Raw genomic sequence first — 13,549 nt, forward strand, 5'->3', positions numbered from 1 at the left:
GATCTAACGTCGTCCAGGGCGACCAGTCGGCTTCCTATCCCGATTTGCAGATTGTGAGGCCGCGGCGTGCTGTCGCCACAGTCCCCGATGCTCAGGGTTTTTCACGTAGATGCCCAGCTGGGCCGCAGCTTTCACCATTCGTTCCGTGAATACCTTATCGCTACCCGAAAGAACGACCGTGGCGCCAAACTTCTCGCGGGCATGCATTAGGGTCAGGCGCAACTCGTCATCGCTCACATGGCGACGATCAAAGGTGACGCGGTTGCCACGGTCTGTAAAGAGCGGGTCGCCCTGATCCTTCGAATAGCGAATGCTGCCATTGCTCGTAACGCGCCATTGCATTCCATCGATCATACGTAGCAATACTTGGGCTTCTGACTGGGGCAACAGGGTAGGGGGGTGAATGGCGTCCTCGCGTTGGCGCCTTGCGATTATCTGCCGAATTTCACCATCGATGTCCTGCTGGGTTTTACCGTCGCTCTCTCCTTGAAGCCCCTGCGCAGCCTTGTTCGCATCTCGCCGGTCCTGATAGACCAGCCCGCGCAACGCGGAGATTGCCGCCTCGTCCCCTGCGGCGGCCAGGCTCTCCACCCACGGCCGCCACTGAGGAACGGGCGGAAGGCTTAAGGTAAGCGCATCGCGTCGCTCCTTCGCCGTGGCATCTATTCGGAGTTTCTGCTGGATCCGCTCCATTGCAAGCAAACTGTACTGCTGCCGCTTAACAGAATCGTTGAGGTGAGGATTGGTTTGAATCTCAGCGCGGCGCGGGGCGAACTCGGCGCGGACTGCTGCGTGCTGCATGGTGCGCCAAGCAGTGATCTGCTTACCCTCATCCCGCAGCCTGGCCCGGTCCGTCAGCGCCATAGCCTTCTCAGCGCGATATCGCTCAATCAAGGCGGTCCGGGCCTCCGCGCGTTCGAGCCGCCTCAAGAGCCGCTTCTCCGGATCGCGTTTGGGGGGACCTCGATCATCAGCTGCTTCGGCGCGCCGGCCAGGCACGGCTGGAAGCTCGAAAGGAGGTGGGCGCAAAGGACCTTCGGCCGGGATGAACGTGCCCAGCCGATCGCTCAAGGTGCTTAGGTGCAGCTTGCGCAACGCTTTGCTAGCGGGAAGCCGAATGATTTCTCCGTCTGCAGCTTTCATCGCTTGGAGCTGCCATGCACCCGCGCCGCTCTGGCGTAGTTGCATACCATGGGCGGCAAGAACGTGGTGAACTGCGTCCCAAGTTGGGTCCACCTCTAGAGCCGCCATCACCTCGTCTACCACCACCTCGCGGCAAACGCTGATAAGGCTGGGCTCGTCGCTCCAGACATCCATGTGCTGCCGGCCGCCGCCGCCATCAGGCGCGTCGATCCGATAGCGCACTACGTCCTGATCGTCAGCGCCCGGAGCACTATCGGGCCCGGCGCCATTCTCTCGCGTCGGCGCTCTCCCATGGACAATGTCAGGCGTTTCGACGTGGGCAGTGTTCGGCACAACGAACTTTTTGCCGTCAGCCGAACGCTGCACCACAAACAAGCCGGTGTCGTGAAACCAGTCCTTAGCAATTTCGATACGGCGAGCTTCGCGGTGTAGCGTCTTGTGCAGCCAGGGTAAATGCTGCGCCCGGAATGTCACCGGGTGGACCCGATTTACTTCGATGTGCACATGGACATTGTCCGTATCACCGTGGATTGCCATGATCGACTGGTGTTCATGCAGGTTAAGAGCCTTGAGCAGTTGTCGTCCAGCCCAGAAGATCTCCTCGTTGGACGGCCTTTCAAATTCAGGCCAGCTGGCCACCAGGTGCAGCACCGGATCCGTCACCCGGGTGTTCTTGGCCGCGACGGCGTACAGCTCAACCGCGGCATCTTCGAGATTGCCCAATCCGTGAAGCGCCACCGCTACACACTTTTGTTCGCCGTAGACATTCTCGTCGGCAGCCATATATTCCGTCAGTTGGCCGAAACCCGCTTCTTGCCGGACCTGCTCGCCCATCCCCTGCGTGATGTATTGGGCGAGCTGCTTCATATCAGTTTTGCCGTCCCGTCGACCGGGAACCACTTTGACGATCATGATTAGACCCGGCGGATGGCGGCCATTACTTCTTCAAAGGCGAATTTCGCTTCAGCCGGCGTGACCTGGCTCTGCGGGAGCTTCAGCAGCTCCGAAATGCGATCGCGCGCTGAGGTGATGGCCAGGATGGCATCCACGTCATATCGCATATCTACCCGCTTGCTCAATGCACAGCGACGCACATAGTCGCTCACGGTAAGACAGGCCCGTTCGGCGCGTTCCTTGATCTCCGCTTTCTCCTGAGGATTCACGCGAACGTCCAAGCGGACGTTCGCCGTGATTTCTTTTTTGTAGAAGCCCATGGCACCACGCCTACGGTTAGTCCTGACAGGTTTTCGCGCAGCGGGGTCTCGGGGCGGAGCCCTGAGTTTCCCCCAGTAGGGGGGCAATGCGACGGGCGCGAAGCGACCTAGCATTGCCCCCCGGTGGCCGGACAAACTTCAGTTTGTCCGGACAACTGGCATCCTGTCCAAGAAGTTGATTGAAAGATGTAGGTGAAATTGGAGCTAAATATACAATGAATATTTACCATTTCCACTATGCATGTGCCGTTTACTCGGCGCAAACATGCCGACGTCAATGTTGGAACAACCCAGTGATGGCACCACTAAAGTGAAATGAAAGTGACGATGGACGGAGCACCAGGACGCCGGCGTATTGGGCTTATTGACCGGCAGGCGATTGAAGCGAGTTTGGACATCGCCGCCCGCGCGCTGCTACCCGAGGAGTACAGCCAGCGCGACGTATTTCGCGTACTCATGCCAAAGCTGTTCTGCATGCGCAAACGCGGCTTCGGATTCAAGCAAATCACGAAGCTCCTTAACGATGCGGGCCTCAAGCTCGCCATCGGCACGGTGCGCACCTACTATCACGAGTTCCTCATGGATATGCTCGAGCAATGCGAGAGCTACTACCAGTCGGCGCAGCGTGCGGAGAAGGGCGACAGTGCGGCACGTGAGCGCCCGCATGCAGCACGGGCGGACACACGCGAAGCGGAGGTGAGTCGAGCACAGGCGCAAGTACGCAGCCAAGTAGAAGGCCAGGCTGCCGCGCGGACCGAGGCCTTGCTGGGGCGACTAGTGGGCGGAGAAGGGGCGCCGACTCATCGCGGCGCGGCCGGGGCCTGGTTGGCCCCGGCACCGGCGGCAGCGCCTTCGGCACCGCCGCCGGAAAGCCCCGCAAGGCGGGGCACCACCCAAGCGCCCGTTCCGGGAAACAACCCTGACCATAAAAACAACCCGCCACTTCGGCAGGCAAGCCCGCCGAAGACCACAAACCCGCGTCAGCCGCTAGTTGCGGCTGACGCGGGTCAGGCATCGTTGACTTGCGTCACCGATGCCGAACCAACCAAGGTCAAAGAAGAGCCAAATCTGCCAACTGACGTTTACACGGATAAAGAGCTGGAGCACCCAGGGATCCCCGGCCTCATGTTGAGCAAGTCGCAGCGCTTCTACACGATGCGCTTGCAGTACCGAACAGCCGATGGCGAGGTGAGGACGGAGAAGGGCTCGGAAATGGTGGCGCGCCGCAATTGGAAGCCGATGCAGGAAACCCGGACTGGCCGAACAAGTGGAGACTTCGTCGAGATGCAGCCGAAAATCTTGGGAAAGCCCAGAAACTGACCATGGAGTGGGAAATGCTCACACTGAACAGCAACGAAATTCACGAAGCGCTACGCTCGATCGCCGCGATGGCATTCGAAGCCAACAGCGTGATGCTTCGCAGTTTCACTGTCGAGATTGTCCCTAAGGAGATGCGATCAAGACACGGGGACTATCACCTTGTCACGCGAAAGATCCGCGTGTTCAACCTAAGCCGCCCCGCAGCCCACGTTGTCAAGACAGCGGTGCACGAGCTCGCTCACCACGTCGATTGCTGCCTCTATGGCCGAACGGGCCATGACAAGCAGTTCTACACAACCTACAAGCTGCTATTGGAGACGGGCCACCGCATGGGTGTGATCGACCTGGCTGTCGTCACCGACGCGATCGGCCTGCGAGACATTGCTCAACTAGAGAAAAGTGTCGGGCGCCTTGACTTCAAGCCAGCTGTGCGCAAGGAAGGGTGGGTGATCAAGGTCGACAATGCTTTTCGATTCAAAGACAGCTTGAAGGAACGTGGCTACTCGTACTCAAGCACTGAGCGGGCTTGGGTTATCGAGTGTGACGATTCAATCCTCGCGGACGAAACCGGTTGGCTTCACGACCACCTCGAAAGCAAAAACGTGCGCGTGCTTGCTGCCGCGGCCAACGAGATCGATTCGATCTACTTCTGCGTACTTGGGAAAGTCGGTCTGTTCCAACACAAGGACGTGCTCAAGGCGGACGGCTTCAGCTTTCACGCCCAGCATGGCTGGTACAAACGTGTACTGGCCCGTGAGCAGGCCAACATGACTACGCTGCTCCACGGAAAGTATGGGGTAACGCCGAAGTTTCGGGGCGGGCTCTAATTTTTCACCAGTAAAAATGTGAGCTATTGAGCATTAAAAAAGGAACAATGCAAAATCATGTACTTCACCGAACTTCTTAACGAAGCTGCAGCCGCCCGTGCGTCGGACCTGCATGTCAGCTCGGGACAGCACGTCGCGTTCCGTCGAGCGAATGGAGATCTCGTATTTGAGGAAGGCTTTGCCCGGCCCAAGGACGAGCACCTGGCAGATTTGTTCTCGACACTGCTGCCCCAACAGGCCAAAGCGCGCTTTGAGCGCGCCGGTAGGTATGATGCGGCAATTGATCTGCCTACGGGGCCCAGGATCCGCCTGCGGCTGTTTAAGCACGCAGAGGGGTGGGCAGCAGCCTGCAGGCTGCTACCGACGGCAATCCGCAGCCTCGGCAGCATACAGGCGCCCGCCGTCATCGAAAATTCGCTGGCCGACCAAAGCGGCCTGATCATCGTGTCCGGACCTACCGGATCGGGGAAGTCGTCAACGCTCGCTGGCGCGGTCGACTACATCAATCGAACGTTCCGGCGCCGAATCGTGACGGCAGAAGACCCGATTGAGTATCCCCATAAGTCAATCCTCTCCCTGGTGACGCAGAAGGAGGTTCCCCGAGACGTTTTGACGTTCGAAGATGCTCTCATGGATGCCCTACGCGAGGACGCCAACGTGCTCATGATTGGGGAATTGCGCGACGCACGGTCCCTGCGAGCTGCGATGACGGCGGCCGACACCGGATTATTGGTCTTGGCGACCCTCCACGCACGCAATACGCCAAGCGCGGTGCAACGGCTGATCGACGCCTTTCCGCCTGGCGAGAAGGATCTAGCGAGGTCCATGCTCGCTGACAGCTTGCGCCTATTCATCGCCCAAGCACTGGTCAAGACCGCCGACGGCCGCGAACGCGTTGCCGCCTTCGAGACGCTAACCAGCACACCGGCAGTTCGCAATCTAATACGCACGGGCGACCTGGCTCAATTGCCATCCGCAATCCAAACCGGAGGGTCAGCGGGCATGATGACGCTGAAGCAGTCGATTGAAGATCTCTTGCGGGTTGGGGCTGTGGATCGTCAGGATGCAGATCGCATCCTACGAGGAAGGCATGGATAGCCACGAGAAGAGCGGCGCGTCGTGCCTTACTGCGGGCCGACCTTATAGCTTGGACCGACCACTGTCGTGCATCGGAGGTGCGCACCGATCCAGGCCAGCGCTTGGTCGTCCGCCTCCTGCCGAGTAGGGAACAGCGCATTTAGCACTGTCCTATAACCATTCTGGCCGAGGATGATGGCCTTAGCGCGATATGAGAGAGGCATGCTTGAATCCTCAAAGCTGTCGACCGAAGACCGTGGACCGGCCCTGGATCAAAATGTGCAGACAAGTTTTGGGCATCTGCTTCATGCCAGGCGCACGCCATCCGGCTCGACAATTTGCCGGGCTATGTTCCTGTAATCGTCAAGGATGAGGCGCTCACCGCCGGTGGGATAGGCCAGTCGTCGGGCCAGCTCAAACAACTGATCCGGTTCCTGGTCCACGCCATAGGCGGTGGCGAAAGCGGCACGATCCTCGTGATATTCGTTTAGGCCGCCGGCGACGGTGACACCGACCCCTTCATAGTTCCAAAAAACAGTAGTGCGGCAGCGGTGGGGCGTAGCCGGCAGCACCAGACTGCCTGCGCTGACGCCAACTTTGCCCAGGGCCTCTATTGCGCTGCAGACGGCCTTGGCCTGAGCGGTGCTGAGAAGAGAATCGGCCTGCGGCAACGTTGCGGCCATCTGCTGTTTAGCTTGCATGGTGATCTCCTGGTCTCGACGACGGTCATTCGTTAGTTGGATGCGACAGAGGCGATATGGCCGGCAAACACCACTGGATCGGTCAGACCATCAGCCAGTGCCTGCTCGAGCGCTGAGTCAGCGTCCGTGGCATACCAGTGATCCACGGTGATTGCGCCCGAGGTGATGTGACATACGGTGAAGGGCTGTTGTGCGGCCGGTGACTTAGCTACGCGGAGCAACCCATCGCAAGCCTGGCCTGCTCCTCGTGTAGCGACGAATTCAGGGCTGGCGAGCGCGCCCCATGTCTCGGTCGGCGTCTGGCCGTCCATACTGCCGCTGGAGTCGCTCCAAGCGCTTTCATCGAAGTCAGAATGGTCCTCGATGCGATCATCCAGATCGAACCACACCGGGTTGCCCTGAATCAGCGTGGCCCCCAACCCACTCCCAATCTTGAGCACGGCGCCAGGCGTGGCCACCCCCAGTAGCGCGCGCAGCTTGGCCATGTACGCGTTAAAAGTCATTTCCATAGGGTCTACCTTTGCCTCCGATGAGAGGCTGTTGAATGGCCAGGTAACAGTGCCTGCCCATGCCCCGCACGCGAGGCATGCACCGGCACTGTTAGGCGGGCGAGACGCTGAACTCATCGTCCTCGAAGATCGCCCACGTTCCGTTCCCCCGGCGATCACCCACTTCGCCATATCTGGACAGCGCCGCAGCCCGAGCCAGCTCCTCATTCGATTCCGTGACTTTGCCGATGTAGCCAACGCCTTTAACGTGGACGGCCCATTGCTTTTGCTTCATGGTCATTCCTGTACTCGATCCAAGATTTCGGGGCGTAGCCCTAAGCAAGAAGGTCGCCGAAGGCCTCGGCCAGTGCGTTTGCGGTGGCCAGGTCGACGTCGAGAACGGTGCTGTAATCGGCAATCACGTCCCATCCGTCATTGCCATAGACCAGGGCCATCTCACCGGCGTAGGCGGGCTTGAAGCCTTCGCGCAAGCGGCGAACTACCAAAGCATCGACGTCGGTCGACATGATCGCGGCCATGATGGTGGCCGGGTCCCGAGAGTCCGCCACAACCGTTTCTTCCCCGTCGAAAACGCTGATTGCATATGCTGGGCCGTCTTCGCACCGCATCGCGAGGAGATCCAGAACGGCGCGGCGGATTACCGCGCGCTCTACGAGCTGGCGTAGACAAATGCCGTCGCTGATGTCAGCCAAATACCGCTGCCCAAAGTAGGCGGCATCGTCGGCAAGCGCGAACGCACGCGATTTCGCCTGCAGCTGGAGACTGGCCAGCGCCTCGGCAGGCTTGAGGTACACGGTGACGGCTGCGGTCGCCGGCGCCGCAGAATCGCGCCACAAAGCGTTGAGAGCCATCTCGTTGGCGCGAACCACGGCTTGCGCTGCCGGCCGCTCGACGCCGAACTGCTCGATAAGCTGAGTAACTTCCTCTTCCCATTCTTTAGGGTCGCTGGTCTGGGTCATTGTCCATCTCCGTAAGGGTTGATTTGCCTCAGTTCTTGAGGCCTTCTGCGGTTGATTCAACAGCGCATGATCGTTACTTTAATCGTTATTTTTATAACGGTCAAATAATTGTTGTTTTATGGCTCACGCCTAGCGCCTGGCTACACGCAAATACATCCAGACCTCTGGCAGGATGCGCGGAGCATGCTGTCGGGCAGGCAGGCCAAGAGCGAAGCCGGCTGTTGGCAGGGCCGCGCTCCCCGAGGGGTTGGGGGAGGGTAGGTTGCCGCGATGTGCGTATTGATGTCGGGCAACGTTTGGCGGTTGTTAGTTATTTAAATAACGATTAAAATAACTACAACAAGCGCCCCAATCCTGGCGCGCATGGCGGGAGAGCCCTGTATGGCGAACATCAAATATTTCAGCGACATCGACGGCCAGACCGTCGAACTGCGGGGCAGAGGAGCACACGGTCTACCCAACACCGAATTTGCTGCGAGATTCCCGGGCGTGAAAGGCCTGCGCTACGACGGGTTCATGATGCTTGTCGCATATCCCATCTCTGGTACGGGCGAGCCGCTTCCGGTCACTCGCAAGATCGAGTACAAGGCGTTCCCATCTCGCCATGAATGCAACGCCAAGTGCACCAACGGGAAGCACAACGGTACGTGCGAATGCAAGTGTGGCGGTCGCAACCACGGCGCCGGCCTGTTCACTTCGCTCTCCAAGGGGGTATGACATGAAGGGCAAAGCTGCAGCTACGGTGTCGACCGCAACCCGTTCCCCGGATAGCGTCACCAGCCCGCCACCGGCCGTCATTGCGATTGACGATTGGATGGTCTGGGCGCGGGACGCCCAGGGCCGGATCGTGGAGACCTGCGCCGAAATGTGGCCGGAATGGCTGGACGAAGCCCGCGACCCGTCCGACATGGAATCGGACGAATACCGCGCCGCCGTGCTGCGCATCCTGCGCACGAAGCGCCCGCAGTGGCGCGATACTGTGGCGGCCGCGACCGACCCCACCGACCCGGACGCCGTGCAACTGGTTCTTTCCGACGTGGCCGACCTGGAACGCGAGCAAGCCGCGTTTATCGCCGCCGACGAAGCGCAGGCCATGAACATCCAGGCCATTGTCGATGAAGCGATCAGCGCCAACTTCAACCTGAGCGCCGACGAGCTTCTGCGTGATCTCGATGATGGTCAGATCGCCGATGGCATCATCGAGGATTGGCCCGGCACTGAGCCTGCGCGGGTTGACGTAATCGCCGCTGCCGGCGTCTTCCGCGCCCGGCGCCAGGCCGAAGTCCGGGCCAAGCGAATCCTCACGGAGGCTCAGGCCCAGGCCGTGCACCGCGCTTTGCTCGCACTGGATGCCCTTGGGCCCGACCACGGCGGGGAGTTCGTACTGGGTGACTGGGTGCATGTTCGCCGCCGGCATCTGTGCAGCGACGTTCGCATCGAAGATCATGCTGACGGTAGCAATGAGAATCACAACAGCCTGAATGATTTCGCCACCGCATACGGCTTGATCGCGGTCGCTGGCGAGGCCGCGATCGCCGCGGTTACTGACTCATAGCCAACCTGGCATCCGGCTGCAGGTGCCACTCCGGCGCTCTAAAACAAACTGGTGTTAACGTCACCACCTTGCAAGTTCATGAGGCAATCGACATGAAAGAACAATTGTGGACTGTAGTCCGATTCCCGGATGGTAGCTGGAGCGTTGGCGGCAAACCTGAAGATCCGGCTTACGAACTGTGTGAGAAATGGTGCCTGCGTTCCTTTTCTAGCCAACACGCGGTTAAGCTCGCGCAAGGCCGGCGCCGGCGCAAGCTTCCAGCGAGGCTCGTCGAAATCTACGAAACTCTGTGCCCCGACGATCCACTAAACCAGGACGACCCTCGTCGAGGGCCGATCGTCGCCGAAATGCAGATGGTGGTGGAGGCAGCAACGGACGAGGAGGCTACTCGCGTTATCGAGTGGTGGCGCACCTGGCCTAACCCATATCATGAGACCCCCCTCGAGTTCGTGCAGGCGGCGCGCGCCTTGTTCAGGCAAGTTCAAACTCCAGCAAATTGAGCGCTGCGACTCTTGTTGCCCAGCTCCGGCGTCGCGATGCCGCTGAACGAGCCGGGCCTGGCAATGGGCCAGTCACACTTGCAAATCACAGACTTCATCCAGGCCGAGCATGGCAAGACCTTCAATACTTCCCCTTCCTCAAGACCTTGAACAACGGATCACGGCCGGCCTGGCGCAAATTGATGCACCGACTCCAGGGAATAACCGTGAATACCTGCAGCAGTTCATTAAACTCGTTCACCAGGTCACCGGCTCGGTGTATGGCGCAAGCACATACCTTCAGCTACTCAGGCAGTTTGCACCGCAACGGCGCCCCTCTGCGACCACGGTTCATGAGGAGGTCCGCGCCTACAAAGCAAAATCCCCGTCAGCGGGTGGAGAGGGTGTCCAACAAGACGTCGCCGCCCAAGTCGCAGCGCTGCAGCACGAGATGGCCGATCTCAAGCGGAGGCAAGACCAGATGGATGCAGATCGCAAGCTGCTCCAAGGCACTGTGAGCAAGCTAGAGCGGATTGTGGCCACCTTAAACAACACGAGATCCAGCTAGCGCGATGACGTGTATTCACACGGTGGCAGAGAAGTGAAGCCGCTGCACGCCCAAAAGGAGCCGTGGGGCCCATTGGCCAGATCCATGCGACGGCCGCATTTCGGGCAAGGGCGCTGTTCTTGTGTTTCTCCCAACGGCGTGGCGCTGCCGGTCTCAAACCCTTCAAGCTCTCTATGAAGGGTGGAGCGAAAATCCTCGATGACATCGACAAGTTGCCGGCGCCCTTGCGCGATGCCTTGCAGGGCCGCCTCGATCTTCCGCAAGTAGGGGATAGTTGCAAACGAGAATGGGCCACGCAACTGGCCGTAGATTGCGCGGCCCTGGTCGGTCGGCATGACCGTGCCTCGAACATCCTCAATGTAGCCGCGTGCGCTCATCAACTGCATGACGTTGTATGCGGCGTCCGCACGACCAACCTCAAGTTCTTCCAGCTCAGCGGCCAAATCGGCCGCCGTATACAGCCCTGGTGGAAGGCCACTATCCGACGCAACGTAACTAACTCCGGTCGGGGTAAGGTACGCCCCTTTTGGATGGACAGGAAGAGTTGGGCTTTCCCCGAAATGCGCCGGGGAGTCGTCGACCTCACCCACACCCAGTATGTCGGCTGACGCTAGAAACCCTGGACTCACTAATTGATGTGCCGTGGCCAAGTACCGGCGCCCGCTGGCGTCAACCAAGCTCAGCTCTTGCATCGAATAGGCGGCCGGGGCCAATTGGGACAGGACCGCGCGCGCCCAGATCAAGGAATACAGTCGTTGCTCCACCTCGGTCTTGCCAGCGCCCTCCATGTCGATACTTGTCGGACGTAATCCTTCAATACCGGCCTCCACGACCTGAGGCGCAGGGAAACTGTGACCCGAGTCCGGTAGGGGCAAGTCGAGCCGGCTCGCCACCGCTTTGATCGACGCAAGCGCGTCTTCGTCAAAAGAACAGATGTAGGTTGATGGCTGAGTGATCTCGCCGGCGAGAAACAACGCATCCAGGCCTGCTAAGACCTCCTCGGGTCTGTAGCCCCAAAATCGGCACGCGAGCACCAACACTGATGAGATCGTGAGTGGAGGAGGAGGCATTCGCGCAATCAAGCGCGAGGAGCTTCGCACCACTTCAAGAGAGCCGCTTCTCAACCTTTCGATCTCGCGCGGTGGATCCTCGATTCGATCAACAATTCGGCAGCTGGCGACAAAACCTGGAAACTGCAATTCGACAGTAGCCTGGCCAGAATGTCGACCGGTGCGAGCCCGCTCTCGTGCGAGTAGCAGCGCGAGTATCGCCGCCTGCAGGCGTCCGGTGGATATACCCTTCCGTCCGAGCTTGGCCGCGAGAGGCCGACTCACAGTGAACCCGATAAGCCGGTCTATCGCTCGACGCGCTTGGTAGGATTGGGCCAGGCAATAATTCAACGGCATGCTGACGCCCAGAATCGCTCGCAATGTGGTTGGCTCGAGGCTGACCAAATGGATCCGTCGGAAGTGCTTCAGGCGCAGGCGGGAAACAAGATGCATTGCAAGGCATTCACCAGCGCTAGATGATTCTGTAGCAAGGTACACAGTCTTGCTTTCCGGAATCAGCGGCCGAATTCGCCTCAGGGCACTGCGACCGCTCTCGGTAAGACGAAAGCGAGGGGTTGCAGTATCTGAATCAATTCCCATCTCGTCAGCAGGCAGGTCACATATCTGACCACCAGTCGCGCACACTTCGAAATCGGCGCCCAGGACTTGACGCACTCGGTCGGCAATTGCAACCGAGTCGACGATGATGAGAGGGGATTGTGCTTGCGGCATGGTGTCAATTTTCACCGGTGAAAATCCGATGAGGCGGGACGACGAACAAGTTATTCCAGGCAGCTACGAATGGCACCTTGGCTCGGTATTGCGTAGACCCCGCATGCACTCAATGCCTTGTAGCTGTTCTTCACAATGAGAGCTAGAACGCCCTCCGTTGGGCCGTCCCCGCATGTCTCTCCCCTCTCACCAGGCGTGTACGCCGCAAGGAACGCATTTGCCAGGGCCAAGTGACCAAGCAACGGACGCGCTTGCTTGTCCGCTCCTCCGGCAAAGTGCCGACAAATAAACCCCGCCGTTTGCGAGTACGCGTTCAACTCGTCGACCACATTTCGGAGTGTCGTCTCCGGGTTTCTCAAAAGGTAGTTCTCATAGATCAGCCCCAGCTGCGCCTTCTCAACATCAGATAGGGGCAAGTCGCGGCCCGCCAATGGCGGCCAACTGGTCGGTTGATACCCCTCATAGCCTTGCCCGTCGATCCAGAAGGCGCCCCTTCTCGCTGATTCGATGTGGATCAATTCATGGACAAGCACACCCAGCTGCTCATGCGCCTCGTTGAATCCTTGCTGTAGCACGTACTGTTGCAGCGCAGGCAGCACGTCACGGCTTCGATCGTAGAGGGCGACCAGGGCAGGGGAGTAGACCTGCATCTGCTCGCGTGCAGCGGCAAGCTCCACACCCGACGCAGCGACACTAGCGCGCCACGAAAGCGCCACCAGGCACAACCCCAAGCTTTTGACCAATCTATACATTTTATGCACTATGATTTGGAACACATATAATGAATATTGCAATATTTCATGCTAGGTATGCAAATGAAAAACCTCGCTTTTGCTCTGATGGTCGCCTTGGCTGGCCTCAACACGCCAGCTAGCGCCGCCGAAGTCTGGTGGCATCAGGTGCCTGCAAATGCCGCGCAGGACAACGGCAACGTGACACTCCTCGACGCAAACGGCAACCCAGTGAACATGGTGGTGAATCCCACTGCGGCAGCCGTTAAGGCAAACCGCGCGGCAGCCACGCAACCGCCAACGGTGGTGGTCCAAGCGACAACCGGCTATTGGAAGGATCCTGTGGCGGCGGTCGCCAATCTTCCACCGGCCGGCAATGCAACTGGCGATGTACGAATGGTCATGTCCACCGCCAAACCTTACATGTGGGATGGGTCCAAGTGGATCGAGCAGTCTAGCGACTATTCCGGCACGATTTCCGCGGGAAATGTGCTGATCAAGAACGTTGCGACGGAAGGCACATCGTGCACCCCGAATGGCCTAGTCGCAGTGACAACGACGGGACTGCTACTTTCTTGCCAATCCGGTATTTGGACTAGATATGTGCGCGCATCGGGCGACACGATGACCGGACGTCTTCAGATACAGCAGAACGATTGGTCTCTTGTTGCCCTGAATGCCAGCG

General features: G+C 59.3%; 15 protein-coding genes and 1 pseudogene. 8 read left to right on the forward strand and 8 right to left on the reverse strand.

Features of this window, described 5'->3' with window-relative positions:
* Positions 1–3: 3 nt before the first annotated feature.
* Both traI and HV742_RS23520 read right to left on the reverse strand, forming a co-directional pair.
* Entirely contained in the window at positions 4–2,055 is a 2,052-nt protein-coding gene (gene traI / locus HV742_RS23515; protein WP_175146505.1) for a TraI/MobA(P) family conjugative relaxase, read from the reverse strand.
* 2 nt (positions 2,056–2,057) lie between these two features.
* A complete protein-coding gene (locus tag HV742_RS23520; protein ID WP_054473442.1) occupies positions 2,058–2,357 on the reverse strand; it encodes a plasmid mobilization protein in 300 nt (99 codons plus the stop codon).
* Between the two features lie 315 nt (positions 2,358–2,672).
* Here HV742_RS23520 and HV742_RS23525 point away from each other — a divergent pair, with 315 nt between their 5' ends.
* The 3 genes and pseudogenes from HV742_RS23525 to HV742_RS23535 form a co-directional block, all read left to right on the forward strand.
* Positions 2,673–3,677: a hypothetical protein gene (locus HV742_RS23525; RefSeq protein ID WP_175146506.1), complete on the forward strand. Its 1,005-nt coding sequence runs from the start codon at positions 2,673–2,675 to the stop codon at positions 3,675–3,677.
* A 14-nt stretch (positions 3,678–3,691) separates the two neighbouring features.
* Positions 3,692–4,504 (forward strand): hypothetical protein, encoded by an 813-nt coding sequence (locus HV742_RS23530; protein WP_175146507.1) that lies wholly within the window; start codon positions 3,692–3,694, stop codon positions 4,502–4,504.
* A 51-nt stretch (positions 4,505–4,555) separates the two neighbouring features.
* Positions 4,556–5,602 (forward strand): annotated as a pseudogene (locus tag HV742_RS23535) (type IV pilus twitching motility protein PilT); the annotation flags it as partial.
* Positions 5,603–5,886: 284 nt separating this feature from the next.
* Here HV742_RS23535 and HV742_RS23540 read toward each other — a convergent pair.
* From HV742_RS23540 to HV742_RS32365, 4 genes are all read right to left on the reverse strand, one after another.
* Positions 5,887–6,282: a hypothetical protein gene (locus HV742_RS23540; RefSeq protein WP_175146509.1), complete on the reverse strand. Its 396-nt coding sequence runs from the start codon at positions 6,280–6,282 to the stop codon at positions 5,887–5,889.
* 32 nt (positions 6,283–6,314) lie between these two features.
* The gene (locus HV742_RS23545) at positions 6,315–6,791 is read right to left on the reverse strand and encodes a hypothetical protein (protein ID WP_175146510.1); all 477 of its coding nucleotides are present in this window, start codon (positions 6,789–6,791) and stop codon (positions 6,315–6,317) included.
* Between the two features lie 91 nt (positions 6,792–6,882).
* Entirely contained in the window at positions 6,883–7,065 is a 183-nt protein-coding gene (locus HV742_RS23550) for a hypothetical protein (protein WP_254601230.1), read from the reverse strand.
* A 40-nt stretch (positions 7,066–7,105) separates the two neighbouring features.
* The gene (locus tag HV742_RS32365; RefSeq protein ID WP_254601231.1) at positions 7,106–7,750 is read right to left on the reverse strand and encodes a hypothetical protein; all 645 of its coding nucleotides are present in this window, start codon (positions 7,748–7,750) and stop codon (positions 7,106–7,108) included.
* A 381-nt stretch (positions 7,751–8,131) separates the two neighbouring features.
* Here HV742_RS32365 and HV742_RS23560 point away from each other — a divergent pair, with 381 nt between their 5' ends.
* The 4 genes from HV742_RS23560 to HV742_RS23575 all read left to right on the forward strand — a co-directional run bounded on the left by HV742_RS23560 (position 8,132) and on the right by HV742_RS23575 (position 10,352).
* Positions 8,132–8,467 (forward strand): hypothetical protein, encoded by a 336-nt coding sequence (locus tag HV742_RS23560; RefSeq protein WP_254601233.1) that lies wholly within the window; start codon positions 8,132–8,134, stop codon positions 8,465–8,467.
* Position 8,468: 1 nt separating this feature from the next.
* A complete protein-coding gene (locus HV742_RS23565; protein WP_175146512.1) occupies positions 8,469–9,305 on the forward strand; it encodes a hypothetical protein in 837 nt (278 codons plus the stop codon).
* A gap of 92 nt (positions 9,306–9,397) precedes the next feature.
* A complete protein-coding gene (locus HV742_RS23570; RefSeq protein ID WP_109421662.1) occupies positions 9,398–9,805 on the forward strand; it encodes a hypothetical protein in 408 nt (135 codons plus the stop codon).
* Positions 9,806–9,914: 109 nt separating this feature from the next.
* On the forward strand, positions 9,915–10,352 hold the full coding sequence (locus tag HV742_RS23575; RefSeq protein WP_131726785.1) for a hypothetical protein: 438 nt from the start codon (positions 9,915–9,917) through the stop codon (positions 10,350–10,352).
* Here HV742_RS23575 and HV742_RS23580 read toward each other — a convergent pair.
* A complete protein-coding gene (locus HV742_RS23580) occupies positions 10,349–12,148 on the reverse strand; it encodes a DNA topoisomerase (RefSeq protein ID WP_175146513.1) in 1,800 nt (599 codons plus the stop codon). The genes HV742_RS23575 and HV742_RS23580 overlap by 4 nt on opposite strands.
* 35 nt (positions 12,149–12,183) lie before the next feature.
* Complete coding sequence (locus HV742_RS23585) at positions 12,184–12,885, reverse strand: hypothetical protein (protein WP_175146514.1); 702 nt, start codon at positions 12,883–12,885, stop codon at positions 12,184–12,186.
* Between the two features lie 63 nt (positions 12,886–12,948).
* Here HV742_RS23585 and pilV point away from each other — a divergent pair.
* Positions 12,949–13,549 (forward strand): shufflon system plasmid conjugative transfer pilus tip adhesin PilV (gene pilV, locus HV742_RS23590; RefSeq protein ID WP_254601234.1); only part of this gene is annotated, 601 nt, incomplete at its 3' end.

It is taken from the genome of Achromobacter ruhlandii (genome assembly GCF_902859695.1).
Classification (GTDB): domain Bacteria; phylum Pseudomonadota; class Gammaproteobacteria; order Burkholderiales; family Burkholderiaceae_B; genus Achromobacter; species Achromobacter ruhlandii.